Genomic DNA, 24,544 nt, shown 5'->3' with positions numbered 1-24,544 from the left:
AAGGACTGTCCCCTACTTTTCTTATGGAGACAGTCCCGTAGAGCGAATATCACTAAAGTAATCTAATGACTTTTTCTCCAATTTAATAAGAAACTTACCTCTTCGACTTCCTATACCCTGCTGCTACGGCCTCTTCTTCTGTACAAAACATCTCTTCTGGATTGGTTCTGTCATAAAATTGGCCGCCTGGTACGTGATAGATGAATTCGCCGCTTGAACTGTGGTTTCCTTTAATCGTTGGATTGTCACAGCCCGCTTTTGGAGCTGGTGTTGCAGCGGTTTCTTTCTTTTCTTCTACTACACTTTCATCAAAGCCGCGGTCGGTTGCATAGTTTTCAATACTCCATATACCAATGGCTTGTTGCTGGGCTTTTTTCTGGATTTCATAAAAACGGTCAACATGCCTTGTATTCGGTGCAAACACATAGGCAACCCGGGCAAGCCCTTTTTCCAAGAGCAGTTCATTGAACATCTTGTTCCCTACCCACACATAGGCCAGCAAGCGGCCATAGCGATCTCGTTCACCGACATCCATCTCGAGGTAGACTTTTTCTCCTACCGGCATCATATCTTTCGCTAACTGACTTGATTCCGGACCAAATGGTTGTACGGGTTTATTCGGATGAACCGACTCTGGCGTATCCACCAATAATAGCCTCACCCGTTCTTCCTGTCCGTTGTTTAGCTTTACAATAATTGTATCACCGTCAACAACGCGAACGACATGAGCTGGAATGAAGCCTTGTTTTTCTTCATCTGTGTCCGTAGTCGTTTCACGTTCTTCGGAATGATCGATTGTTTCTTCGTTCTGGTCTTCTTCCACTTGCTCGTCTTCAGTTCGTGCATCTTCTTGAACTTGTTCTTGGACCTCTTCCGTACCTTTTTCTACGGGCTCCGCTTCTGGTATCTCGCTGCATCCCATTAAGAATAGTAAAGTTAGAAGTAGTAAAACGGTTCTTTTCATCTTTTACCCCAATCCCCTATAAAATGTATGCTAAGAATGACACCCATCTATTTTTCTAGGTTTCTCTTTTAAGTGTCATTTTTATATCATACTATATTATCCTAATTGAATTAAATAGGAGATCAGAGGTTAGAAGGGTTTAGCAAGGGGTTTAGGGAGGAGTTTCGCTAAGCGGACTTGAGATACACTATCCTGAAAAGATCAATCAATTTCAATAATAAGGCACTGAGAGGACGCTATTTGTTAAAATATCAATGATTTCACAATGATAAGGCATTGAGAGGCCCTTATCTAGCAAAATTTCTAACGTTTGCCACTCATTATTAGCAAATAAGAGCCTCTGAGTACCCTAAAATTTCACTAGAGCATATCACACTGTCTCGTATTTAAATAATCCAATCGGATCCTGTATTAAAAATTTCTTTATCGCTACCTTATACTCATGGACATTGTTTCAAAGGGTTTCCCTCAATGAGTGCCCCAATTGGTAAATTTTAAATCTGCGTGTAAAATATCGCTGTTACCCCTTAAAAAAGACCGCTCTGCATGGAGCGATCTTGCAACTTTTCATTAAACGATCCTTGCTTTTTGTTAGGCCCGTTTTTTCAACCAAGTACCTCGGGTCAGTTTCATATTAATGGAATCAATCCATTGTCCTTCATATTCTAGATCGTTTTTATCTACACTATCCACCTCAAAACCAACTTTTTCATATACTCTTTGCGCTCTGGGGTTAAAGGCAAAGACACTCAAGGTGAGCTGCTTTAGATTTGTCGTTTGAAACAGAAAATCGATCATAAGTTGGGTGGCTTCCGTTCCGAATCCACGATTTCTTCCCTTCGGCCCTATTAGGATCCGAAAATTCATGCTTTCGTTTGGTTCATCATATTCATTGACAACGGCTTCCCCTACCAAAGTGTCCAGTGTCTGATCAACAATTGCTAAATCTAGTCGATCGGGTTGCACATTTCTTGTTTGGTACCAGCGAAGGACAGGTTCCCAATCGAGAATCGGTGTACTTCCTGTCAGTTTTAGGACTTCCTTATCGTTTAAACACTCTTGAAGCAGCGGAAAATCGTCCTCTTTAAAAGGGCGCATTATCACTTTTTCACCGACAAGATGTGGTTTATCACGTAAATCCACCATTATAGTCACTCCATTATTGATTTAGTAGAGAGGTCTACTCTTTATGTATGACGCAAACAGAAGCCAGAAAATTATCAAAAAACTATAGGTAACATTTGCTTAGAAAGAAGCTAGTCCCCTACAAACCACCTGTTACTGAAATGATGACGATTAAAACTAAAACTACCACCGGTGCTAAAATGTAAACATACGTCATATTTCTCGCAGACTTTTCACTATTGTAATTCGAACCATCTTCTTTCGTAACTTGCATCGTCATATAAAAACCAACCAAACAAATGATAATGATGATGGTAATTAAAATACCCAATTCTCTTCACCCACCTATATAAAAGATTACTTTGTCTAAATGATGTCTCATGTATATAAAAGATTACTAATGTGTATCACACTAAATATCGAGCACTATGTGAAAACCACAAATTCTAGTGCCTGTTGTTACCTATTTTATGAATGAACCAACTAATTTTAACCGTCTCAACTAGCCATTTTAAATAATTCCTACTGATCATTTCAATGAGCTCAACTGACCAAGTGCAAAGAGCTTAACGGACCGATCCCTACGCGGACTCACAGGACCTTATTTTCGGTAATCGGACATCTTTCAGACTTTAGCGGACTGAGAGGCTCTTATTTTAGCTAATCTATGTGATTTCATGCTAGATTTTACGAAATAAGGGCTTCTGAGTCCCCTAAACAGAAAAAAGCTTCCGTATTTGATCAAATAAGGGCCTCAGAGTCCGCTTAACAATTATGCCACGCTCATACTCTGCTTTAGCTATTCAATCCGTGCAAGTATTTGTTTTTTCATAACTACATTCTTTCATTAAAACATGTATCCACGGAAACATGCAATTCCCCTAATTATTCCCCAATAAATTACCTATTTTCCTCTAAAAAAACCAATCAATCCCTTCAAATTTTATATGAATTGAATGATTTAAATGAAGAAGATATAATAGAATAATAAATAAGTAGGCTAGGAGGCAAAAGCGAAATGGAAACAAACAAGACTCCATTACCACCGTTATCGATGTATCGAATTACAGCAAAATTGTTTACTCATATAGAGAAATCCGTTACTTCTTCTTACGATACCGAAGGAGAAAAGCTGCTGCAACAAGGCTTAGAAAGCTTCGGATACCAAGAGGCATACGATATTGGGGAACAAGCGACACGCGAAGGCGAAGAGCATGTGTTAGCTGATTACATTCCTCATGAGTTTGATCGAGTCCATAAGTATGGTGATCTAACTATTTATAGTCTGATGGCTAAGTTATTTGCGCAAATTACTAAAGCGGTTGTAGATGTGTATGGTGAAGAAGGTAAAGATGTAATCAGAGAAGGTGTTCGTACGTTTGGAGAGGCACGCGGGAAAGGAATCGCACATAGGGCGGCGCATCTCGGAAAACCGAATACAATTGAAAACTACCTATCAAACTATGATATGGGTCGAAGTGAACTGTTTGAATTTGAAAACATCTTCAAACCACAATCCATTGAACAAACCTTTACGAAATGCCCGTTTGGTCAGCAATGGGCCGATGACAATATGCATGAATATGGGATTTTATATTGTGAGATGATTGATCCTGCTGTTGCGAAAGGCTATAACCCCAACTTTGAAGTCGATCATGATCAATACGTTTTAAAAGAAGGCGTCTGCCATTTTAACTTCAAATTAGAGGAAAAGTAGAAATAGGATTAATCGTTCAAATGACTTAAAATAGCATGTACAGCAAAAATCCGTATGCAAAGAACTCTATAAAAATAAGCCATAAAAACAGGAGGCCACCCCTCGATTACTTGGGGATGGTCTCCTTATTGCATTACTCTCAAGCATATTCTAATTAGATCTTCTTAACTGAGCAACAATCGCATCGGCTACTTCTTCGGTTGATGCACTTCCTCCTAGATCCGGAGTTTTAATACCTTCTGCAATGACGACTTCAATCGACTTCATTAACAGATCCGCCATTTCGTGTTCTCCGAAGTGGTCGAGAAGCATTTTACCTGTCCAAATTTGTCCGATCGGATTAGCAATGCCTTTTCCATAAATATCAGGTGCTGATCCATGAACTGGTTCAAACATCGATGGGTATTTGCCATTTACATTCAAATTCACGGAAGGCGCAATTCCGATACTGCCCATAATAGCTGCACTAATATCCGTTAAAATATCACCAAACAAATTGCTTGCAACAACCACATCGAAGCTAGACGGGCGAGTAATAAAGTACGCCGCTAATGCATCAATGTGATTAGAAGCCGTCTCGATTTCGGGATAATCTTTAGCTACATCGTTAAACACTCTGTCCCAGAACGGCATCGAGTAGACGATCCCGTTTGATTTCGTTGCACTCGTGACATGGTTCTTTCTCGATTTGGCTAATTCAAACGCATATCTCATTGCTGTTTCGGAGGCTTTTCGTGTAAAGACCGCATTCTGGACTGCAATTTCATCTGGTCCTTTATGCATCGTTCCGCCGATTTCACTATACTCCCCTTCACTATTTTCACGTACAACAATAATATCAAAGTTATTTGGGTTCGTAATCGGCGATTGAATGCCTTCGATTTGTTTTGCATGTCTAATATTCAGAGTCTGTTCAAACTCTCTTCTAATTTTTATTAACAGCTCCCACAGCGTCACGTGGTCTGGAACAAGCTGAGGGTTACCCACTGCGCCTAAAAAGACTGCATCACTATCTTTTAATTGCTCTAAACCGTCTTCAGGCATCATCTTTCCATGCTCTAAGTAATACTCACAGCTCCAAGGATATGTAACCTTATCGAACGATAATCCACCATGAATTTCTGCTACTGTATCCATTACTCGAACAGCATGTGGCATAATTTCCTTACCGACCCCATCCCCCGGTATTACAGATAATTTGATTTTTTTCATCTCTTCTCTCCCCCTACCAATTAAGCGTTTTCTTTTTTATATACAGCCATGATTTAGATCTTTCCTTAGATTATGTATTCCAGCACTCAATCTAAACAAGCGCCTTTTTCCCTAGAATGTTTCGATTATCGAAAGATCAATTTTTATTATAGCATGGGGTTAGTTATTCTAGGAAGACTGAAGTGATTACGCCAGAGGTTTTTATGAAACGACTATACTGAAATCTTTTAAGAAACAAAGAAAGACCTACCCTTTTTTTACAAATTGAGGCAGACCTTATAACTAGTGTCACTATACGAAAACATAAACTATGCACTTTCTGTAAATCTACACTTTGGAAAGCTGCTACATCCTTTAAAGGAACCTGTTTTTCCTTTTCTTTCTACTAAAGGACTTCCGCATTTTGGACAGATGTTATTTTTCACTTGTTGTTGAACTGTTTTTTGATTGTCTTTAATGCTTTGGACGTGTTGTTTCTTTAAAGCTTTATCTTTGTGATTATTTATTGCATTCAGTTGGTTCACAATTTGTTGTTTTTGTTTGTTTGAAAGCGTTTCTTCTTTATATTTATTAATCGTTTTTAATAGATTTACGCTGTATACGACATCGGACGTAACGTTTACCTTCAGTGTGGCATTTACTGAGAAAACGACTATCGGTATATAGGTGAGTTGACCGAAGTTAATGAGTGCATTTTCAAGTGCTTTTATATGACCGTAGTTTTGACGTAATGGATTATAAAATTTTTCTTTTCTCTTATATATAACTTGGGTCCAGTACTGACTTTTTTCATCGCCAAAAATCCAACCTTTGTAGTTTTTCGTTTCAATTACAAAAACACCATAGTTCGAAACGATAACGTGATCGATCTGTGATGTTTTTCCGGCTACATTTAAAACGACATCATTTATAACCGTATACTTTTCTGGATCTAACCGAGTTAGAAACGTAGCAATAGCCTTTTCACCTAGGTACCCTTTAATCTGTGGTTTAAATAGTGCATAAACGATAGCTAGGATAATTATTACAATAAGAATTTCCAATCGAATCAACCTTCCGAGTTTAGTAGAAAACAACAATTACAAGTTTAGGATCGGTTTGCAGTCCCGCTAGTTCACATACTCTTTTAACTCACGAACTTGCAATAGTTTTTTAAATGATTAAATGTCTATGAAAAGAGTATTATTCTATTTCTAGGAAAACATACCCAATTAAAACTAGTCCCATTATACCGTTCTATGACTGTAATAAAAAGGCATTTCATGTAAATTTTCGTCAAAGTTATTGTGAAATTTCAAGAAAATTACTCATTATTCTTCTTATAACGTTGTTCGTACAAAAATAATTTTTTATTGTAAAATAGAATAGAAGAACAATACATACAAAACTAATAAAAGGAGTTATAACCGATGCAATTTATAGTTTCTGCTTATGATGGTACGGATGAACAAGCCCTTGAGAGAAGATTAGGTGCTAGGGATGAGCATTTACAAGGGGTAGAAGAAAGATTTAAAACAGGCGAGCATTTATATGGGGCTGCACTTCTGAATGACGAAGGAAAAATGATTGGTTCTGTCATGGTTGTCGACTATCCAACAAGAGAGGCACTAGATGAATGGTTGAAGGTGGAACCGTATGTCGTTCAAAACGTGTGGCAAAAAATTGATGTACAGCCATGTAAAGTTGCACCTACTTTTATGAAGCTTTATGAGGGGTAAGTGTTGCATATCTTTTATATTGCTGAATTAGCTAATTCCTATTGAATATTTAAGAAGTACCAAACACTCTACTCGTTTGGTACTTTATTTCTTTACTATTAAGTTTATTCAGGATAATAAAGATATTTTCTTAGTGTAACATCGCGGTGTTGCAATGTTTCTCCATTAAATTCTCTTGTTTCCCTTTAAATAAGCCAACGAACGATATTTTGTAATAAAATACAAAGGCTGACTCCACCGGCCACTGAATGTGCCCTTTTGAGTCAGCCTCTCTTATATTTTGCTATTCCAATTGATTCTCTTTACACCTAGTAAAATGGCCATAAACCTTCTAAGCTACCTCACTCGTCACCTCTATGATTGATTCCCATTCAGAAATATCAACGCAGCCGTTCGATAGATTTCGGTCGTTTCGGCTAACTCTTCAATATCCACATATTCGTTGATTTGGTGAGGCACTTCGCGATCCCCAGCCCCAGTGGTAACGATAGGTATACCTTCTAGATGAAGAAACGTTCCATCTGTTGCGCCAGGTACCCCGTTATAATACGGTTCTTTTCCAGTAACCTGTTGGTACGCTGCAGCTAATGCTTGAACTACGGGCTCCTCTTTGCTTGTTTCGGTCCAAGGGCGATCTTCTATCACTTCAAACTCAGCTTTGAAGTCGGGATCCTCTTTAGCCAGATTGTCTAGTATTCTCTGAATTTCTCTTGCGATTTCATCATGAAATTGTCCCGGGATGGTTCGAATGTCTAAGGTAGTCATGCATTGATCCGGAACCACATTGATTTGGGCGTCCCCTTTTACAGGCGCTTGAAGGATCGTTGGGGTAATACTTGGCCAGCCAAGTAGTTCGTGACGCCCCAATCGCGTTTTTTCTCGACTTTCGTATTCATCGAGTGCACAAATAATTTTCGCCATTCGAGTGTTGGGATTAATTCCGCTTAAAGGCATCGCGCCATGAGCCATTTTTCCTTGGACGCGAATGATCACACGCATAGCTCCCTTTTGAGTAATACACAGTTGGTTTTCTTCGGGCTCGCAAATAATTGCCCCGTCCACACCTTCTGCCCAACCTTGCTTAATAAAATGTTTTATGCCAATCATCATTCCCTCTTCATCACACGGGATGCATAGGATGATCTTACCTGTCCATTCCTCTTGGTCTCTAAGAAGCGAATGAACAGCTGTGATCATACAAGCTAAATTACCTTTCGTATCATTGGTTCCTCTACCGTACATACGGCCATCTTCAATGACTGCACCGAACGGATCATAATCCCAAGCCTCAATATCACCTTCTGTAACAACATCGGTATGTCCTTCAAAAAGAAGAGTAGGACCCGGTTTCCCAGAATCAATAATCCCTATGACATTTGGTCGACCAGGTTCAACTTCTTCCACATGTACTTCAATACCCAATTTCATTAAGTAATCAGCAACAAATAAGGCGACTTTTTCCTCATTCCCGCCTTCAACCCCTGGACGATACACACTTGGAATTTGAACGAGTTTCTGAGTTAACTCTATAACCTCTTCGCGATCTCTTACTCTTCTTTTCTCTATGTTTTCTAACGATTGCGGCATGAAATTCCTCCTCTTTTGTATTACGCACGCAACTCACTTACATTAGAGATGGATGCTTTTTTCGTTAATAAACTAAACACTATGAAAGCCATAAAAGATAGAACGATAGGAAAGACGACCGTATGCAAACCAAAGACATTCGGGAAGTACGTATGAATAACGATATAAGCACTCATCCCAACGACCATCGATGCAATTGCACCATTCTTATTCCCTCGTTGCCAATACAGTCCCATAACAACTGGCCAAATGAAAGTTGCTTGAAGTCCACCGAATGCAAATAAATTTAACCAGATGAGTAAATCAGGAGGACTTAACGCCATCGTAAAAACAAGAATTCCTAAAACAGCAGTCACACCAAAACTGACTCGCTTGACCTGTTTCATCGTTGCACTCGGTTTGACATAGTTCAAGTACACATCCTTTACGACGGCCGAACTGACGAGTAACAACAAGGAGTCTACCGTAGACATAATGGCAGCCATTGGTGCAGCTAGTACAATTCCTGCCAGCCACGGAGGTAATACTTCCATAGCAATCATCGGCATAACGGTATCTCCAACTTCAATTCCTGGCATGACAGCTCTTGCAAATACCCCTGTTAAATGCATTCCTAACATGATAAAACCGACAACAATGGTTCCAGTTATTAATGCACGATGCATTGCCTTTGAATTTTTATAGGACATGGCACGAACAGCTACTTGCGGTAAAGCTAACACCCCAACACCAACTAAAATCCAGAAGGAAGAAACATAAGCGGGTGATAACCCACCATCATGACCAAATGGTGTGACAAGATTAGGGTTTTCAGCCACAAGGTCTGCCATAATATTTGAAATCCCGCCGCCAGCAATGATCGTTCCGACGAGGATTACTAACGTACCGACAAACATGACGACCCCTTGAAGTAAATCGGTAACGGCTACCGCTCTAAAGCCACCGATAATTACATATATGAGAACCGCCACAGCAAAAATGAATAAAGCGGAAGTATAATTCAATCCGGTTAACGAGGAAATTAGTCGAGCACCGCCAACCCACTGCGCAGCCATTGCCGCAAAGAGGAAGACAATGATACTAAAAGCAGATAATAAAACAACCCATTTACTGTTGTCATAACGGTTACGTAAAAAATCAATGAGTGTAATTGCTTTATATTTTCGGGCATAGATGGCAAACTTTTTACCGAGAACCATTAATACAAAATATCCTGTTGCTACTTGAGCCATTGCTAGAAGAACCCATCCTAACCCTTGAGTATAAGCAACACCAGGGCCGCCGATAAAACTACTAGCACTTCCGTACGTAGCAATCATGGTCATAGCAAGAATAAAGCCCCCAAGTTCACGACTTCCTAAAAAGTACTCTTGTAAAAAGTCATTCGATTTCTTTAGATGTCCAGAAGACCAAAAACCAACAATAAAGATCGCAATTAAAAAGATGAGTAATGGAATAATGACAGGCCAATTCATTTCGTCCCCTCCTGCTCATCCTCAAAGTCGACTTCTACAAAAAACTTTTTAACCATGATGATGACAATAATAGCCATTACAACAAAACCAACGACACAACTATAAAAAAACCACGCTGGCATGCCAAATACATAAGTGTATTCTTCAACTGGGGACGAACCTAAACCGTATGCAAAACCAAACCACCATATAAAATTAAAAATGACGAGACCAACACCAATAAGGGCTTCACGGTTTGCAATCTTAAATCGAGGATCATTTTGATCAATTTTACTCATATCCCTACTCCTTCACCTAAAATTTTGACTGTTAAAATTGTAGAAAAGCTGGATTAAACAAAAATATGGATGACAATCATTTTTGTAGACAAATTTGTGGAAAAATTCCGATAATGATATATTACTATTCTGCTTAATCGAACACCTTCTTTTAATACAAGAATTTTAAAATGCCCTTCAACCATTTTGGTTGAATTTAAATATAGTTATGCGAATTTTAAAAATATTTTAACTCTTATTTTAAACTAGTCGTCCATATAACGCATTAGACAAAACGTGAAAATCAAAATGGGCTTCATTTTACAAATAGTTAGAAGAGATTATAGATCGGAATTGAAAGGTTAAAGGATCAACTAGAACAAGATGAATTGAACACGTAATTCAATATACAACTGATCCACTCCTAAATATGTGTAACGGATCGGCATCTAGCACTTTCGTAAGTGTAGTTACAAACTACTTGAAATTGATGTTTGGTTCAAGTTTGTATTTCATAGCTAGCAAACGAATTAAAGACAAATGCAGAGCTAATAAGGGGACGGTCCACAACTACAGGCCGTCCCCTTACATAGATATTATTAAAATTAACTTCACCCACCGTTTACGAACTTGTCACAAACTTAAGAGAGTAATTACGTCCAGTCAATTCTTCTACAATTTCCTTAATGAAACTGCAGTATCTAACCTCTACCCATTCCCGATGAAAGTCGTCCTTAGCACAAACGATCAATGTATCTGTATCTTTTTCTTTGTATGCAGTTAAATTAGCCAACCAAGTCTCAAAACTTGGTGTTGACAGTTTCGTTTCTGCAACGGCTAACACTTCATTGAACAAATCAGAAGCATCTTCTACAGGCCCCTCCCCAACCTTCTCAACAGGTTTTGAATGGGAACGTGAATTCGACAAGTATTGTTCGATAAGGTGTCGTGGAATGGTATCTAGCGACTTTTCGACCCCTAATTGATAGACGAGCAATTTCAATACTTGTTGTACCTCTCCGTCATCATAAAGCAGTTTCCCGTTTCTTGGCATTTCCCATTTCTTTGGGAGCATACATTGAGCTGTATCGTAATCTACAAGTTGCGGCTCCAATTTCAATTTTAAAGGATGGGACTTTTTTTGGTTTATACCTTCGTCTTGATCGGTTTCCTCTCGTCCATTCATTAAATAATGCTGGTCTTTATTCATGAATATCCCTTCTTTCACATGAAATCATCCGTGAAATTATTACTTTGCATCGACAAACTTGTTACTACCTGCACTTATACTTAATTTTAAATTGTTTGCTATGTCGAATCTACTTTTTTTCTTACAATTTATAATTTCTTAACGTTTTAATAAACGAGTCTGTCCTTCTTATAGATACAAAATATAAGGCCTTAGATTTTTGATATTTCTTAGCAGTAAGCCTTCTATTAGTCTTCAATGGATCCGATTTCCATTCAAGAAACCAAGTAGAAAGTAACAATAAGCCCAAATCCAATAAAAAAAGGGAATGTCCCCAAATTAAGATGGCTGACATTCCTCTTCTACTTACTCATTTATCCTTGTTTCTTTAACATAATGCGTAGCATACGCCACTTCTACAAACTTACTTCCAGATTTACTAAATTGGAGCCGCTTCTTATTGCCTTTCCCTGAGCATAGTAACCAGTCCATGAAGACTTTAAACCTTGCTTGAGACAATACGAGCGAAACTCCTTCAGCATAAAGTTCAATTGGTTTAAGTTCCCACGAAGGACTCTGACGGCTTTTTACACTATAGACTAGTAAAATTGCATGCTAAGAGGACTCTGAGGCCCTTATTTCATATAAATCTAGCAAAATTACATGCTAAGGGGACTCTGAGGCCCTTATTTGGTCATATTTAACTAGTATTAGTCTAAATTCTTTAATATAAGGGCCTGTGAGTCCGGTAAATGTCAAATAGAGTGGCTTTAGCCAGAAATAAGGGCCTGTGAGTCCGCAAAGATTACTTTTTTTCACCCATTCCTGCGCGCACCAAATCCCTCGCAAAAGATCCACCGAACGTCCGAGACCAATCGGTTAATTCTTCTTACTCCTTCCTCGCCCCACTCCTCAGCAGCATCGTTCGATAGAGAAGTTCTGTGCCTAATGAAATGTCATCGTAGCGGGCACTCTCTTTCGGGTTATGACTAATTCCATCTTTACAGCGAACGAAGATCATTCCATAATCACAAATCGAGGACATCGCTAAAGCGTCATGGAATGGGCCACTCATCATTTCTGGAAGAGGCTCGGTAAATAATGCCTTACCTGCTGCGCGGATGTCATCCATTATTTCCGTTGCACAATAGCGTGCATCACTTTCGGTATCGACCCGAATATTTTTAGTCACTTGATGACGTTCGCAGATTTCATCGATCGCCTCAAACAGCTTTTTTTCAATCCTTCTGCGACGGTCCATATGGATATCACGAAGGTCAATCGTAAAACGAACCTGCTCTGGGATAATATTACGTGAATTAGGAAACGACTCGATTTTCCCGACGGTTGCCACGGTTGGTGCGTTAGGATCTTCGGTCGCTAGTTCACGGAGCTTTGTAATAATCTCTGCTGCTGCCACTAATGCATCTTGTCTGTACGACATCGGAACAGACCCAGCATGCCCGGCAAAGCCTTTCAACTCGACCGTTAACCAAAGCGGACCGGAAATACCAGTAACGAGCCCTACCGGCTGATTTAAGCGGTCAAGGATTGGACCTTGTTCGATATGCATTTCTAAAAACGAACCAATTCGTCCTCCTGGATAAACATCCTGTTCCATTTCATCTAAATTACAGCCAAAATCAAGCAGGGCTTGGCGGCGAGTAATCCCCTCTACATCTTGTCGATCTAATTCTCCTTCCTCCAATTGACCGAGAATGCCTCGTGAACCAAATAACCCTTTGTCAAAACGGCACCCTTCTTCATCTGAAAAAGCAATGACCTCAATCGTTTTCTCCGGTTGAAAACCTTGTTCTCTCATCGTTTGGACCGCTTCAATCGCCCCAAGTACACCAATCGTCCCGTCAAACTGCCCTCCATACGGCTGACTATCAATATGGGAACCGACTAATAGGATCGGTTGTGTATCATCCTCTCCTTTCCATTGTCCGATCAAATTTCCAAACGAATCGATCCGCGTCGATAACCCCGCTTCCTTCATCCATTGCTCTACTTGTAACACTGCTTCTTTATCTTCTTTAGATAGCGCTAAGCGACTTACGCCTGTTTCTTCAATCTGTCCAATTTCCGCAAGGTTCCTTAATCTTTTTTCCAACCGATCATGATTAATTTGTAAGTTTTTTGCAGGTTGCAATTTTCCCATATGTTCCTCCTGTCAAAATCGATTTCATTAGAACAAAATGATTATTATAAATATTCAGAAAAAAAGACAAAAAATAAAAATGACCTGCTCATTAGGAATACTCTGACTAAGATTTCACAGTAATAACTGCATATTTCTAGATTCATTATAGCAAAAATAAACGCACTTCACATTTCACACAATGTAAAATAAAAGTTCTACTATTTTAAACAAATTGTAAACCGTTTGGTCACCTTGTCACATTGGATTATTTACTTCCATCTCCTAAAACACTTACTGCTTATACCATTAATAAGGTTTTCCAACTCACCTTGACAAAGTTTGTGAATTGTAAAGAGTTTATTAATATTCTAGCCTACACTCAGTACACTATATACAAACAAGTGTTCCTGCATTAAAATAAGATCATACGTTCTTATATGAGGTGGTACGAGTGGTAAAGGAAAGAAACGATCATGATCGCTGGTTTAAAGAATTAATTTCAACTTTCACAGATATTTTGGAAGGTAGCAAAAGCATTGTCGACTTATTAGTAGAAACGAAACTGAAGGGAGAAGATGCTATAATCATTGTACATATTGAAAATCAATCCTCTTATGATAAAGACTTTCATCAACGTATGTTCTTCTATTTCTCCAGGCTATATGAAAAATATAAGCGTCCGATTGTCCCCATTGCTATTTTTAGTTATGATAAAAATAAACAGAACATAATTCTCTAATCATGTCCTTTCCATTTAAAAATGTATTATCCTTTCAATATCTAACTCTGCAACTGAAACAGAAAAACTGGCGTGATTATATCAACCAACCGAATCCAGCAGCATTAGCTTTATTAGGAAAAATGGGTTATGAACCGCAAGAAAAGGTGAAAATTAAGTTTGAATTTTTACGAATGCTTATCCCGTTAGAATTAGACCCGGCCCGACAAAAATTAGTCCATGGCATTTTTGAAAAGTATCACAAACTTTCTAAACAAGAAGAACTACAGCTAAAAAAGGTTTTGACTCAAATTCCAAATAATGAGGTGAAGCACATTATGGAACTGATGACTTCATGGGAGAAAAAAGGCTTTGACAAAGGTATAGCACAAGGGATTAAAAAAGGAATTGAGCAAGGGATCGGCCAAGGGGTAGAACGGGTTGCTACACAAATGATCCTCAAAGGCTTTCCTTCTCACGACATTTCCGACCTAACAGGCTTATCTCTAGTTGAAATTGAGAAACTAAAAAAACAACTTGATTCAGATGTAAATTCTTAATCTTTCTTTGGAAACTCGTAAGAAGGAGCACTGAATTCAACGTGCTCCTTTCGTTTGTTGTTAAGTCATTATTCTTTCGTTGTTTTATTCCTAAACGGAAGGTGCAACGGACACATACGTATTAAAGTCCTGAACAAAGACCTATACCTACTGGACCCATATAACGCAGTCCTTCTTCTAAAACAAAGAAAAAATGGATTAAGTTCACTCCAAGAATTAGGGGAAATACTCGATCGCTTTTCCCAACGTTACATTACATTGTCTTCTCCCCCCTATCACGTCCAAAAACAAAGAACCAATCCTACAATTAGAATTGGTCCTTCTTATGTTTACTGAAATGAAATCATAAACCAAGAGAAAAATTAAATCACGCGAATGGTAACCATTCCTTCAATCTGTCTTAGTTGTTCTTCAATTGCAGGGATGGTATTTCCGTTTACTTCACTGTCGATGTCCACCATTGTATACGCGTATTCACCACGGCTTCGGTTCACCATGTCTGCGATGTTCAAGTTGTGGCTTGAAATGGCAGTTGTGATTTGACCGACCATGTTTGGTACGTTTTTGTGGAACGCTGCCACACGTTTCTTCCCTGTATAAGGAAGTGAAGCATTCGGTAAGTTTACAGAGTTCTTGATGTTTCCAGTTTCTAAAAATTCTTTTACTTGACGAGCTGCCATAACTGCACAGTTTTCTTCTGATTCTTGAGTTGATGCACCAAGATGCGGAATTGGAACCGTATTTTTCATTTTTAACACATTTTCATTCGGGAAGTCTGTAATGTACTTTCCTACTACTCCGCTTTCAAGCGCTTCTGCCATGTCAGCTTCGTTCACAAGCTCTCCACGTGAGAAGTTTAAAATATGAACACCTGGTTTCATCGTCGCAAACGTATCTTTGTTAAACATTCCTCGTGTATCATCTGTTAATGGAACGTGAACTGTAATGTAATCTGCTTCAGCGTACAACTGCTCTAGTGTCATAGCACGTTGAACATTACGAGATAAGCTCCATGCTGTGTCAACAGAGATGAATGGGTCAAAACCGATTACGTCCATATCTAGATCTAGCGCATCGTTTGCTACAAGTGCACCGATCGCACCTAAACCGATTACGCCTAACGTTTTCCCTTTGATTTCTTTACCAACAAATTGCTTTTTACCAGCTTCAACAAGCTTCGGAATTTGATCGCCTTCACCTTCAAGTGACTTCGTCCATACTACACCTGCAAAAAGGTTACGTGAAGATGCCATTAGAGAAGTAAGTACCATTTCTTTTACTGCATTCGCATTTGCCCCTGGTGTATTAAAAACAGCAATTCCTCTTTCCGTACATTTGTCGACTGGAATATTGTTGACCCCAGCTCCAGCACGTGCGATTGCTTTTAAGTTATCACCTAGTTCTAAGTTATGCATATTAAAACTACGCACAACGATCGCATCCGGATTTTCGCTATCGTTATCAATTGTAAAGTTTTCCTTATTAAAAACTCTTAAACCGCGTTCCGCAATATTATTTAACGTCTTAATCGTTTTTTGTTTGTCCTTTAATAAAGTTGTGCTCATGGTTCATTTCTCCCCTTTTGTTTTTTATGTTTTTTGAAAATATTAATCTTTAACGTAGATGAAATCAAGTGTTTTTTCTTCTTTTTTCATAAAAATCTGAAATTAAGAAATACTCACTCTTGAAAATCCCCTCCTAATAAACAGAAAGAGGTAAAGGAACTTGTTGTGAAATTCCCTTACCTCTGCCCAGGCGAACGGCTGCGACACTATGTGCTCCCTCACGGTTATCCGCGTTTCGCCAGTTACACATAGCCTTTAAATTTGATTTCATTTTATCAGACTCTTTAACGACCTTCAACCACCTTTTTAGATGTAAGCGTTTTTATTTTCAAAAAATTTTTTCTTTCTTATTTATTAGATGATTTATCAAATATTTTCCTTTTATTATGTAGTCAACTTCATATCTAATAGAATTTATTTGCCAAATAGAAAATGAAAACGCACCACCTGTTAAAAGATGGCACGTTTTTTCGTTTATTTCTTTATCGGTTTAAATGTTTTACAACAGGTTTCCGCTGAATGAGACGCCTGATCTTGATGATTTTTTTCTGTTAGGTCTTCTGCCATTTCTGTGTTGTAATTAGCATGATTATCGAGTTCAACCATGATTTTCTCTGCTGTACAGATATTCCCTTCCCCGTAGTACGTACAGTTGGAGATCGCACAAGATACTTCTACTTTTGGCATGTAAAAAACCCCCTATTTTAAAGTCAAAGCAGTTTCAATATGTAGTTTTTGCAAGGGCATTTTTTTTACTCATGGAAGGATATTAAATATGTGAAGATGAATAATGAGGATATTCTTCACACTATATATTCTATTTTCAATTCCCAATTCCATTAGAAAAAGACCCTTTATTAAAAACATTCCACTTGAATTAAAAACTCACATATTATGTAAAAATAAGGACTTTGATTTGTTGTAAATCATTAGTTGCCAGTGGTATCCTCAAAATTGGTTGCGTGGAGGTTGTAATGGCGCTAATTTTGTTTATCGTTATTATGGGAGCCTAAAGATTTTTAACCACAAAAAGAAAGGAAAAAGTATGGAATGTTCACCTGATAAAAAAGGGATTGTTCTATTATTTCTCGCTGTCTTTTTATTTTTTGGACTGGCCGTTTTCATTCGTTATTACTATTTCTTTTTTGTATTAATCTTCAGTACACTTGTCATTACGATTGTTCCCTTCGTGTTTATAAAAATCATATGGGAGGATTTTCTTAGTGACTATCGAAAGACCGAAAACGTAAGAAACGCATTTAGGACGAGTTGGTTTGGTGATCAAGTTCAAAGTAAGAAGGATCTTATGAAAGGAATTGGTTCTTGCTACTTCACCATCTTTATTTCAGCGATGGTATCATCCACGTTATTTTGTTTTATCCTCATTTCAAAGACTTTATCGTGCTTGTAAATGGAGATTACATCGAGGAAAGAGGGAGCGTGCAAAGTTTGCATACTTCAAGAGCTCGACTAATAAGTTGGCATTATGTCAAAGTAAATGATGTTGAGTGTAGATAGAACAGGCTTCATAATCAAATAGTGATTCGGTTGTAATACAATGCCTGCCTCATACCAACACCCTCCTATCCAAGCCGTTAAAGATAAACGTTCCTTAAAAGGGAGGTTTTTTTATTTACAACACTTTCTGCAGTGTGAAATCCACTCCTTGATGTTTAAAGAAGAGTAACCTTTATTATTTCTGAAAAACTTATGATATTCTAGAGCTATATTAAAATAAAATGCCACTACTACAGGTGATTTGTCTTAAAACAAGAGGAGGATAAAATGAAAGGTCATCATAAAATTCGAGTTGGAATTATAGGTACAGGTTTTGGAGCAAATGTTCATGCACCGATTATGCAACACCACCCTGACTTTGAGGTGGTTGCGATTTCGAGTGTCCACCGGGGAAATTTAGAACAGGTCAAACAAGAAACAGGTGTCGAAGCAGCCTATGATCATTGGAAAGAGATGCTTGATAATGAGTCGCTAGACCTTCTTTCAATTGCATCTGCCCCTTACTTACACTACGAAATGGCCATGGAAGGGATAAAACGGAACCTACATATTTTATGTGAAAAACCGTTGGCATTCGACGCAAAAGAATCGAAGGAAATGTTAGAACTAAAAAATAAAACAAAGGTATTTGCTTTCACAAACTTTGAATGGCGCTTCTTACCGGCAAGACAAAAAGTGAAGGAAATTCTAGAAAACGGCCAACTCGGGGATGTTTTACATATCAACTATAAGTGTACCTTCACTGGCTACCAATCCCTAACCACAAATAAACGAGGGTGGCTCGGTCAACAACAATTTGGCGGTGGAATGCTAGGGGCTATTGGTTCACATATGTTTGACTCACTTCTATGGTGGACGGGCGGCAATGTCACGGACATCTATGGACAGCTGCCTATACATGTACCATCCATTACAATTGATGGTGAAACTGAAGTGCGAACGGCAGAAGACGCGTTTCAAACCACTGGTACACTGAATACTGGGACAACCTTTTCTGTAGAATTAACGTCAGCTACCCGACATAAACCCAACCAGTGGCGGTTAGAAGTATTTGGAGCCAACGGAACACTCTTCATGACAAATGATGCATGTGTTGAAGTTGGGATCGGGAACGAAGCATTAGTACAAGTCGAACTTCCTTCTAAACTCGAAGAACCTACGAACCTTTCGCCGAGAGCTTCATCTTATTACCAAGCATTCTATCCGATGTTAAATGTGGTTTCTCAAACGATTCGTGACAACCATGTCCATCCGCAAGTTCCGACGTTTGAAAACGGCCATGACGTTCAATTGGTTTTAGATGCTGTCCGTTTATCGGCTAAAGAAGGAAGAAAAATTACCTTATAATATAAGAAGCTTTGTAAATGGATAATTTTAATTTAAGTTAATTAGTTATAACTGGGGCTTTCTTACAAGAGTTCAGGAGTTTTGGGTACACAATTTTCCTCTAGCGTGCACTAATCAGGGATTTTGCTTACTCATTTCTCCTAATTTCTCCCTCTACCGCTCACGATTCGCGCCGTTTCGTTCACACTTCCTCCTAAATTTTCCCTTTACCTCTCACCATTCCCGACTTTTCGTTCACGCTTTCTCCTAAATTTTCCCTCTACTGCTCACGATTCGCGCCGTTTCGTTCACGCTTTCTCCTAAATTTCCCCTCTACTGCTCACGATTCGCGCCGTTTCGTTCACGCTTTCTCCTAAATTCTCCCTCTACCGCTCACGATTCGCGCCGCTTCGTTCACGCTTTCTCCTAATTTTTCCCTCTACCGCTCACGATTCGCGCCGTTTCGTTCACGCTTTCTCCTAAATTTTCCCTCTACCGCTCACGATTCGCGCCGTTTCGTTCACGTTTTCTCCTAATTTCTCCCTCTACCGCTCACCATTCCCGGCTTTTCGTTCACGCTTTCTCCTAAATTTTCCCTCTACCGCTCACGATTCGCCCCGTTTCGTTCACACTTTCTCCTAATTTCTCCCTCGACCGCACATCATTCAAGGTTTTGGTCCCTAGTACTTGTAGTCGATGGAATTTATACAACGCAGTCATCCTTATTGTACTTGCACTGTCTATTGGGCAAATAAAAAAGGACTCCACAAAAGAGTCCTTTCAATACTTATTATTAGTAAGATTTTTTTACGTTAGTAGCTTGAAGACCGCGTTGACCTTGCTCTGTGTCAAAAGTAACTTTTTGGCCTTCGTCTAATGATTTAAATCCTTCGCCTTGGATAGCTGAGAAATGTACGAATACGTCTTCTCCACCTTCGATTTCGATAAATCCGAATCCTTTTTCTGCGTTAAACCATTTTACTGTACCTTGTTGCATGTTTGTTTCCTCCTGTGTGGATCATTCCACGATTTATTACTATCATTGCTCAAATAGATATCAAAGGCGAAAAGTTTAAAACTAACTCTTTGTTTACCAACCGAACAAAAATAATTCTTACTTAGAATAACAGAAAAAAACTGGAAAAGCAAATTAATTTTACGTTAAAGATTGGAAGGGCTCTTTCAGTCTGCTCGAAAATCATCCGCTTGGCAGGGACCCACCCTCTTTACTATCAACAAACCAGGATAAAATCGTTGTGCTGTCTCGGACGTTTTTTTCTTTTATGTCCGTTAACAGATTTATCACTCCCCGCTCATTTGTTAAACTTTCAAAGCGACGAAAGATTTCTCTCGGATCGCTATAATTTCCATTTGGGCATTCAATTAGACCATCGGTTGTTAACAATAGATGATTTTTACCTTGACGCAGTTCTTTTGTTCCTATACTGTAGCACGGAACTTCTAAGTCAAATGTATTCGTTTTGCCAATCCATTCATAAAAACTTCGCTGATTTTGTTGGTATTCTCCTAAAATAACTAATTCTGGGTGGTGCAAATGGAAAGCACAATCGCCAACAGAGAGCCACCAAATATACTTCTCTTTTCTAACGACACATAGAAAAGCCGTTTCGCCTTGGATTTTTTGGCAAGCTTTTTTAAATCCAGTACTCTCAAAAGTCTCTAGGAGTATGTTGGATACACTTTTAAATGTCTCTTTTATTGGTAAGGTAAAGCTTGTTAACAGTTCATCTTTAAGAGATCGGATCGTATTTAAGACCAATTCAGCGCTTTGGACTGTATCGTGGGCATCTAAAAGTACGACGAATTCCAGATCTCGACTTTTATCCACCCAAACGAGGCACCCGTCTTCATTTTTATATTGACCAGCACTTGAATTCCCACCAAAACGCCCCAAAACAACGTGTTCAAAGTGACAAATGTTGATTTCATCTACAAAAGTTTCTTGGCTGCCAACCCAGCTAAAAAATGTGTTATTACTCATACTCGTTGCTCCCTAAAAAACATTTAATTCTATCGCAAACTTCAGTAACTTCATGATTACTCCCTAACCTCGCATTAGGCGCATCATGCACCGCAAACGGGCCCCAATATTGTTCAGGGGTATTCGGATAGCGAGCGACTAAGTGCATATGAAGATGTGGGACTGCATTACCAGACACTAAAGCATAGACATGCTCTGCTTGCTCGGTTGCTTTTAATGCTTGGCTTAGTCTAGCCATCATAACGCCAAAAACTTTTGCTTCTTCAGCGTTCATCTCGGCTAAAGTCGGGACATGCCTTTTTAAATCAATCATAAGATGACCTAAATAATTGGGCTTTCCATTATTATCAATGTGCCCGACATATACATAATCATCTTCGTAAATGACACTTCCAGCTGTTTGTAACTTACCTTTATGCTTGTTACAAATGAAACAACTTTCACTCACAGAAATCCCCCCATTTCTTTTTCAGAACTAAAAAATCCCATCATCTCATAAAGAGACGACAGGATTAATCCGTACGCGGTACCACTCTTCTTGGTTTGCCTCGTTTCAGCACAAACCCTCTCAAAACTGGATTACGGCAGTCAACCGTTTAGACCTACCTCTTCAGTCTAACCACTCCTAGGCGAGTTGGGGAAATTATTGACTGCCTTTCAGCAACCGGCAGCTCTCTGGACAATAATCGTTCCTTACTACTCCTAATCATTGCGTTTTAATTTTTTGGAAAAGTTTTACTTATAATACAATTTTCATACGATTCAGTCAATGATTTTTCAATATATCTTTTACACAAAATGTTTCTCTCGGTTTCACACTAGGTGCGCTCAATACAATGGATAAAATTACCTGTTTCAACTTCGAATAAATAAAGGACAAGTTGAAAAATATATACTTACAACTTAGAAAGGAGATGATTTACAATGGCAAACAATCGATCTTCTAATCAACTAGTAGTACCAGGAGTGCAACAAGCACTGGATCAAATGAAGTATGAAATCGCTTCTGAATTCGGGGTACAACTTGGCCCGGATACGACTTCAAGAGCCAATGGTTCTGTAGGTGGCGAAATTACGAAACGTCTAGTTCAGATGGCTGAACAACAACTTGGCGGTCACCGTTAAGTTTTAGTAGGACAAACAAACCCTCCACAAATAAGACCGCTTTTTGCTAATGCATTGAGCGGTCTTTCTCAACATTTTTTACTGTTCAATTGTAAGTTTTTCTAAAATAGGCATTGCATCGTCTATCGTAAGTCTTTCATTGTCTATAAGGCCAAAGCTATATCGGTATTTTTTATCATCGGAGAACCATAGATAGAACATGGGGTTATCTCTTCCATCCCAAATATAGTAATACACTTTTTTTCCGTGTACTTCGATATAAGGCATTTCAGCGAATGATTGGAAAACGGTTTGTGCTAATGCATTTTCTTCGTCTTCAACCGGCTCTTGAATTTTCATGATTGCTATCTCACCGTATCTATGATCTTCTGAATAGCGATAAAGAGTCCTAAAATTAGCTTCTCTCTCTTCTTCTTCTTCTTCTTCGTTTATTTCAGTTAAATTGTACTCATTCGTATTACTTTTCTCTCCAAAAACCATCCTGATTTCATTCGGTTGATCGGCAGTTTAATCGACCCAGAAACAATGGACTCTACCGGAAATTGTTCTGCGAGAATGACGATATCCCAATCATGAGGTAGTTGAAATTGTCTAAACTCAAAATCTGATGAAACAGCATCAAACGGAGGTTGTACAGCCCCAGGTCCGATCGTGTCTGACTGACAACCAAATAATACAGTTGCAACTATAATAGGAAGAACGAATTTATAATACATCTCATCATTAGGTCTCCTTCCCTCAAGATGCTCTCACCATTGTTCTTAATACCCTGTATTTAAAACGTTACCTAAATCAGCACTTAAAGACATAAAATCTTCTTGGGAAACTTCAATCTCTGGCTCTACCCAAGAAAATCCATCATTTTTATAACGAGGAATAATATGCATATGATAATGTTCAACATCCTTAAATATTCCATTGTTTTGCATAATAGTAATTCCATCTGTGTTGAGTAACTTTTCGAGAGCACTTGCAACTTGTTGGGATGCAAGGATTACTTCTGCCAAACTATCCTTATCAACCTCGCTAAACTCTTGGTAATGTTTCTTAGGAACAACAAGGATATGTCCCTTATTAATAGGGTATTTGTCTAAAAAACAACAAATATAATCATTTTCATAAATTATATAGGCATCTTCAGTTTTAGAGATTATTTTACAAAAGATACAATTGTCCATCTTCGCATGCCCCCTATATTTTTAGTTGTCATTTGGGGCTTTGTTTTTAGCTATACTGTTCTACAATAGTAATGCGATAACCTTTATTCAGTTATCGGTACCCATTGGATAAGACAGTCCCCTATTTAAAAAACCAACTCGAACCAGCACTTTACGTGTCCTTTCGAGTCAGCCATTACCTACCTACGAATGAATAATCCCATAATACACTAGATCTTCGTAGCGGTTTTCTTTTATCACGTGTTCTTTAAATATTCCTTCTTGTTTCATGCCTAACTTCTGCAGCACTCTTCCTGAAGCTGGATTAGACTGAAAGTAACGAGCAAATACTTTATGGTATTGCTTTTCAATGAATGCAAATTGTAATATAGCTTGAGCGGCTTCAGTCGCATATCCATGTCCCCAATATTCCTCACCAATCCAGTAGGCGATTTCACCATGATGAAACGCTCGATTGTGAGATAGCGCTATAGCTCCATATAATTCTCCTGTTTCCTTATCTGTAACCGCAAATTCATAGGATTTATTTGCATTAAAATTCTCAAGATGATGTTCCATCCATGTTAATGCATCCTGTTTTGTGTATGGATACGGCAAGTACAATGTATTTTTATAGATATTATAATTATTACAAAGCTTAGCAACCGCTTCAGCATCAGATGTTTGAAACAATCTTAGCAGCAACCTCCGAGTAGTAATTGTTTTCTTTTGATCATCATAGGTCATGAGCAGCCCTCCCCATTCAAGTTCATTGTAAAACACTGATTTACTGCGTCTCTTTTTCTCTTGTACTTTCAAAGCCTGAATAACTAGATACATAATAAGGTGTTCCTTCATATTCCAATACAACAAACCCGCTACTTAAATTAAAGTTGTATTTTTCCAAAACGACATTATGATCTTCTGTCACTTTATAAAACATGGATACCCCAACTACTGTCTCATCTTCAATAAAACGCTCAACTTCTTTTTGCAGCTCTTCTAATTCCCAATCATTTTTTTGAAAACCAATAATATAGTATTGACCCGGTGTGCTTGGGCGTAGTTCTTCTAATTCTTCAGGCAGGGACTGGGTAGAATTACATCCAGAGAGGAATAACACTAAGAATAATATAACCGTGAATTGCCTCAAAACGAAACCTCCTTTAATTATTTTGGTAGA

Annotated in this window: 26 protein-coding genes, 1 riboswitch and 1 other annotated feature; of the genes, 6 read left to right on the top strand and 20 right to left on the bottom strand. The window is 38.5% G+C overall.

The window, feature by feature from the left end; translation table 11 throughout:
- Positions 1 to 94: 94 nt before the first annotated feature.
- The 3 genes from AC2VNP_RS05615 to AC2VNP_RS05605 all read right to left on the bottom strand — a co-directional run bounded on the left by AC2VNP_RS05615 (position 95) and on the right by AC2VNP_RS05605 (position 2,420).
- Positions 95 to 964 (bottom strand): thermonuclease family protein, encoded by an 870-nt coding sequence (locus AC2VNP_RS05615; protein ID WP_486916410.1) that lies wholly within the window; start codon positions 962 to 964, stop codon positions 95 to 97.
- A gap of 591 nt (positions 965 to 1,555) precedes the next feature.
- On the bottom strand, positions 1,556 to 2,110 hold the full coding sequence (locus AC2VNP_RS05610) for a GNAT family N-acetyltransferase (RefSeq protein ID WP_486916409.1): 555 nt from the start codon (positions 2,108 to 2,110) through the stop codon (positions 1,556 to 1,558).
- Positions 2,111 to 2,228: 118 nt separating this feature from the next.
- On the bottom strand, positions 2,229 to 2,420 hold the full coding sequence (locus tag AC2VNP_RS05605) for a hypothetical protein (protein ID WP_486916408.1): 192 nt from the start codon (positions 2,418 to 2,420) through the stop codon (positions 2,229 to 2,231).
- A gap of 687 nt (positions 2,421 to 3,107) precedes the next feature.
- Here AC2VNP_RS05605 and AC2VNP_RS05600 point away from each other — a divergent pair.
- Positions 3,108 to 3,806: an L-2-amino-thiazoline-4-carboxylic acid hydrolase gene (locus AC2VNP_RS05600; protein ID WP_486916407.1), complete on the top strand. Its 699-nt coding sequence runs from the start codon at positions 3,108 to 3,110 to the stop codon at positions 3,804 to 3,806.
- A gap of 150 nt (positions 3,807 to 3,956) precedes the next feature.
- On the opposite strand, the gene AC2VNP_RS05595 is transcribed toward AC2VNP_RS05600, so the two are convergent.
- Both AC2VNP_RS05595 and AC2VNP_RS05590 read right to left on the bottom strand, forming a co-directional pair.
- Positions 3,957 to 5,018: a tartrate dehydrogenase gene (locus tag AC2VNP_RS05595; RefSeq protein ID WP_486916406.1), complete on the bottom strand. Its 1,062-nt coding sequence runs from the start codon at positions 5,016 to 5,018 to the stop codon at positions 3,957 to 3,959.
- A gap of 308 nt (positions 5,019 to 5,326) precedes the next feature.
- Complete coding sequence (locus AC2VNP_RS05590) at positions 5,327 to 6,061, bottom strand: NERD domain-containing protein (protein ID WP_486916405.1); 735 nt, start codon at positions 6,059 to 6,061, stop codon at positions 5,327 to 5,329.
- A 366-nt stretch (positions 6,062 to 6,427) separates the two neighbouring features.
- Between AC2VNP_RS05590 and AC2VNP_RS05585 the strand changes: the two genes are divergently transcribed.
- Positions 6,428 to 6,736, top strand: coding sequence for a YciI family protein (locus tag AC2VNP_RS05585; protein WP_486916404.1), 309 nt, complete (start codon positions 6,428 to 6,430; stop codon positions 6,734 to 6,736).
- A gap of 354 nt (positions 6,737 to 7,090) precedes the next feature.
- Here the strand turns inward: AC2VNP_RS05585 and AC2VNP_RS05580 are convergent, their stop codons facing one another.
- The 5 genes from AC2VNP_RS05580 to AC2VNP_RS05560 form a co-directional block, all read right to left on the bottom strand.
- The gene (locus AC2VNP_RS05580; RefSeq protein WP_486916403.1) at positions 7,091 to 8,323 is read right to left on the bottom strand and encodes a M20 family metallopeptidase; all 1,233 of its coding nucleotides are present in this window, start codon (positions 8,321 to 8,323) and stop codon (positions 7,091 to 7,093) included.
- A 20-nt stretch (positions 8,324 to 8,343) separates the two neighbouring features.
- Entirely contained in the window at positions 8,344 to 9,798 is a 1,455-nt protein-coding gene (panF, locus tag AC2VNP_RS05575; RefSeq protein ID WP_486916402.1) for a sodium/pantothenate symporter, read from the bottom strand.
- A complete protein-coding gene (locus tag AC2VNP_RS05570; protein ID WP_486916401.1) occupies positions 9,795 to 10,076 on the bottom strand; it encodes a YhdT family protein in 282 nt (93 codons plus the stop codon). The genes panF and AC2VNP_RS05570 overlap by 4 nt, the downstream gene beginning before the upstream one ends.
- A 601-nt stretch (positions 10,077 to 10,677) precedes the next feature.
- The gene (locus tag AC2VNP_RS05565) at positions 10,678 to 11,265 is read right to left on the bottom strand and encodes a DnaA N-terminal domain-containing protein (RefSeq protein ID WP_486916400.1); all 588 of its coding nucleotides are present in this window, start codon (positions 11,263 to 11,265) and stop codon (positions 10,678 to 10,680) included.
- An 868-nt stretch (positions 11,266 to 12,133) separates the two neighbouring features.
- On the bottom strand, positions 12,134 to 13,408 hold the full coding sequence (locus AC2VNP_RS05560; RefSeq protein ID WP_486916399.1) for a M20 family metallo-hydrolase: 1,275 nt from the start codon (positions 13,406 to 13,408) through the stop codon (positions 12,134 to 12,136).
- Between the two features lie 433 nt (positions 13,409 to 13,841).
- Between AC2VNP_RS05560 and AC2VNP_RS05555 the strand changes: the two genes are divergently transcribed.
- Positions 13,842 to 14,129 (top strand): hypothetical protein, encoded by a 288-nt coding sequence (locus AC2VNP_RS05555; protein WP_486916398.1) that lies wholly within the window; start codon positions 13,842 to 13,844, stop codon positions 14,127 to 14,129.
- Between the two features lie 2 nt (positions 14,130 to 14,131).
- Positions 14,132 to 14,668 (top strand): RpnC/YadD family protein, encoded by a 537-nt coding sequence (locus AC2VNP_RS05550; RefSeq protein WP_486916397.1) that lies wholly within the window; start codon positions 14,132 to 14,134, stop codon positions 14,666 to 14,668.
- A 362-nt stretch (positions 14,669 to 15,030) separates the two neighbouring features.
- On the opposite strand, the gene AC2VNP_RS05545 is transcribed toward AC2VNP_RS05550, so the two are convergent.
- Positions 15,031 to 16,233, bottom strand: coding sequence for a phosphoglycerate dehydrogenase (locus AC2VNP_RS05545; RefSeq protein WP_486916396.1), 1,203 nt, complete (start codon positions 16,231 to 16,233; stop codon positions 15,031 to 15,033).
- Positions 16,234 to 16,410: 177 nt separating this feature from the next.
- A riboswitch (ZMP/ZTP riboswitch) is annotated at positions 16,411 to 16,489 on the bottom strand.
- Between the two features lie 218 nt (positions 16,490 to 16,707).
- Positions 16,708 to 16,920, bottom strand: coding sequence for a DUF1540 domain-containing protein (locus AC2VNP_RS05540; RefSeq protein WP_486916395.1), 213 nt, complete (start codon positions 16,918 to 16,920; stop codon positions 16,708 to 16,710).
- 1,098 nt (positions 16,921 to 18,018) lie between these two features.
- Here AC2VNP_RS05540 and AC2VNP_RS05535 point away from each other — a divergent pair.
- Positions 18,019 to 19,098 carry a Gfo/Idh/MocA family protein gene (locus AC2VNP_RS05535; RefSeq protein WP_486916394.1) on the top strand — a complete coding sequence of 360 codons (1,080 nt, stop codon included), beginning with the start codon at positions 18,019 to 18,021 and terminating at the stop codon, positions 19,096 to 19,098.
- 772 nt (positions 19,099 to 19,870) lie between these two features.
- Here AC2VNP_RS05535 and AC2VNP_RS05530 read toward each other — a convergent pair.
- From AC2VNP_RS05530 to AC2VNP_RS05520, 3 genes are all read right to left on the bottom strand, one after another.
- Positions 19,871 to 20,074, bottom strand: coding sequence for a cold-shock protein (locus AC2VNP_RS05530; protein WP_275120653.1), 204 nt, complete (start codon positions 20,072 to 20,074; stop codon positions 19,871 to 19,873).
- 201 nt (positions 20,075 to 20,275) lie between these two features.
- Positions 20,276 to 21,079, bottom strand: a complete 804-nt coding sequence (locus AC2VNP_RS05525) for a PP2C family serine/threonine-protein phosphatase (RefSeq protein ID WP_486916393.1) — start codon at positions 21,077 to 21,079, stop codon at positions 20,276 to 20,278.
- Complete coding sequence (locus tag AC2VNP_RS05520) at positions 21,072 to 21,527, bottom strand: HIT family protein (protein ID WP_486916392.1); 456 nt, start codon at positions 21,525 to 21,527, stop codon at positions 21,072 to 21,074. Before AC2VNP_RS05520 ends, AC2VNP_RS05525 begins: the two co-directional genes overlap by 8 nt.
- A 48-nt stretch (positions 21,528 to 21,575) precedes the next feature.
- Positions 21,576 to 21,798 (bottom strand) — a binding site (T-box leader).
- Between the two features lie 205 nt (positions 21,799 to 22,003).
- Between AC2VNP_RS05520 and AC2VNP_RS05515 the strand changes: the two genes are divergently transcribed.
- The gene (locus tag AC2VNP_RS05515; RefSeq protein ID WP_486916391.1) at positions 22,004 to 22,204 is read left to right on the top strand and encodes an alpha/beta-type small acid-soluble spore protein; all 201 of its coding nucleotides are present in this window, start codon (positions 22,004 to 22,006) and stop codon (positions 22,202 to 22,204) included.
- A 78-nt stretch (positions 22,205 to 22,282) separates the two neighbouring features.
- On the opposite strand, the gene AC2VNP_RS05510 is transcribed toward AC2VNP_RS05515, so the two are convergent.
- The 5 genes from AC2VNP_RS05510 to AC2VNP_RS05490 all read right to left on the bottom strand — a co-directional run bounded on the left by AC2VNP_RS05510 (position 22,283) and on the right by AC2VNP_RS05490 (position 24,514).
- Positions 22,283 to 22,684, bottom strand: a complete 402-nt coding sequence (locus tag AC2VNP_RS05510) for a hypothetical protein (RefSeq protein ID WP_486916390.1) — start codon at positions 22,682 to 22,684, stop codon at positions 22,283 to 22,285.
- Positions 22,642 to 22,920: a hypothetical protein gene (locus AC2VNP_RS05505; RefSeq protein ID WP_486916389.1), complete on the bottom strand. Its 279-nt coding sequence runs from the start codon at positions 22,918 to 22,920 to the stop codon at positions 22,642 to 22,644. Before AC2VNP_RS05505 ends, AC2VNP_RS05510 begins: the two co-directional genes overlap by 43 nt.
- 45 nt (positions 22,921 to 22,965) lie before the next feature.
- Positions 22,966 to 23,382, bottom strand: a complete 417-nt coding sequence (locus AC2VNP_RS05500) for an HIT family protein (protein ID WP_486916388.1) — start codon at positions 23,380 to 23,382, stop codon at positions 22,966 to 22,968.
- A 183-nt stretch (positions 23,383 to 23,565) separates the two neighbouring features.
- Positions 23,566 to 24,108 carry a GNAT family N-acetyltransferase gene (locus AC2VNP_RS05495; protein WP_486916387.1) on the bottom strand — a complete coding sequence of 181 codons (543 nt, stop codon included), beginning with the start codon at positions 24,106 to 24,108 and terminating at the stop codon, positions 23,566 to 23,568.
- Positions 24,109 to 24,148: 40 nt separating this feature from the next.
- Positions 24,149 to 24,514, bottom strand: a complete 366-nt coding sequence (locus AC2VNP_RS05490; protein ID WP_486916386.1) for a hypothetical protein — start codon at positions 24,512 to 24,514, stop codon at positions 24,149 to 24,151.
- Between the last annotated feature and the right edge of the window lie 30 nt (positions 24,515 to 24,544).

This window comes from Alkalihalobacterium sp. TH-98 (genome assembly GCF_057473385.1).
This window is presented reverse-complemented; position numbering and strand designations above follow the sequence as displayed.

What these genes read in the sequence shown, in the direction of transcription:
- AC2VNP_RS05615 (WP_486916410.1), bottom strand. Translation starts at nt 964, where the DNA reads ATGAAAAGAACCGTTTTACTACTTCTAACTTTACTATTCTTAATGGGA.
- AC2VNP_RS05610 (WP_486916409.1), bottom strand. Translation starts at nt 2,110, where the DNA reads ATGGTGGATTTACGTGATAAACCACATCTTGTCGGTGAAAAAGTGATA.
- AC2VNP_RS05600 (WP_486916407.1), top strand. Translation starts at nt 3,108, where the DNA reads ATGGAAACAAACAAGACTCCATTACCACCGTTATCGATGTATCGAATT.
- AC2VNP_RS05595 (WP_486916406.1), bottom strand. Translation starts at nt 5,018, where the DNA reads ATGAAAAAAATCAAATTATCTGTAATACCGGGGGATGGGGTCGGTAAG.
- AC2VNP_RS05585 (WP_486916404.1), top strand. Translation starts at nt 6,428, where the DNA reads ATGCAATTTATAGTTTCTGCTTATGATGGTACGGATGAACAAGCCCTT.
- AC2VNP_RS05580 (WP_486916403.1), bottom strand. Translation starts at nt 8,323, where the DNA reads ATGCCGCAATCGTTAGAAAACATAGAGAAAAGAAGAGTAAGAGATCGC.
- panF (WP_486916402.1), bottom strand. Translation starts at nt 9,798, where the DNA reads ATGAATTGGCCTGTCATTATTCCATTACTCATCTTTTTAATTGCGATC.
- AC2VNP_RS05570 (WP_486916401.1), bottom strand. Translation starts at nt 10,076, where the DNA reads ATGAGTAAAATTGATCAAAATGATCCTCGATTTAAGATTGCAAACCGT.
- AC2VNP_RS05565 (WP_486916400.1), bottom strand. Translation starts at nt 11,265, where the DNA reads ATGAATAAAGACCAGCATTATTTAATGAATGGACGAGAGGAAACCGAT.
- AC2VNP_RS05560 (WP_486916399.1), bottom strand. Translation starts at nt 13,408, where the DNA reads ATGGGAAAATTGCAACCTGCAAAAAACTTACAAATTAATCATGATCGG.
- AC2VNP_RS05550 (WP_486916397.1), top strand. Translation starts at nt 14,132, where the DNA reads ATGTCCTTTCCATTTAAAAATGTATTATCCTTTCAATATCTAACTCTG.
- AC2VNP_RS05545 (WP_486916396.1), bottom strand. Translation starts at nt 16,233, where the DNA reads ATGAGCACAACTTTATTAAAGGACAAACAAAAAACGATTAAGACGTTA.
- AC2VNP_RS05540 (WP_486916395.1), bottom strand. Translation starts at nt 16,920, where the DNA reads ATGCCAAAAGTAGAAGTATCTTGTGCGATCTCCAACTGTACGTACTAC.
- AC2VNP_RS05535 (WP_486916394.1), top strand. Translation starts at nt 18,019, where the DNA reads ATGAAAGGTCATCATAAAATTCGAGTTGGAATTATAGGTACAGGTTTT.
- AC2VNP_RS05530 (WP_275120653.1), bottom strand. Translation starts at nt 20,074, where the DNA reads ATGCAACAAGGTACAGTAAAATGGTTTAACGCAGAAAAAGGATTCGGA.
- AC2VNP_RS05525 (WP_486916393.1), bottom strand. Translation starts at nt 21,079, where the DNA reads ATGAGTAATAACACATTTTTTAGCTGGGTTGGCAGCCAAGAAACTTTT.
- AC2VNP_RS05515 (WP_486916391.1), top strand. Translation starts at nt 22,004, where the DNA reads ATGGCAAACAATCGATCTTCTAATCAACTAGTAGTACCAGGAGTGCAA.
- AC2VNP_RS05510 (WP_486916390.1), bottom strand. Translation starts at nt 22,684, where the DNA reads ATGGTTTTTGGAGAGAAAAGTAATACGAATGAGTACAATTTAACTGAA.
- AC2VNP_RS05505 (WP_486916389.1), bottom strand. Translation starts at nt 22,920, where the DNA reads ATGTATTATAAATTCGTTCTTCCTATTATAGTTGCAACTGTATTATTT.
- AC2VNP_RS05500 (WP_486916388.1), bottom strand. Translation starts at nt 23,382, where the DNA reads ATGGACAATTGTATCTTTTGTAAAATAATCTCTAAAACTGAAGATGCC.
- AC2VNP_RS05495 (WP_486916387.1), bottom strand. Translation starts at nt 24,108, where the DNA reads ATGACCTATGATGATCAAAAGAAAACAATTACTACTCGGAGGTTGCTG.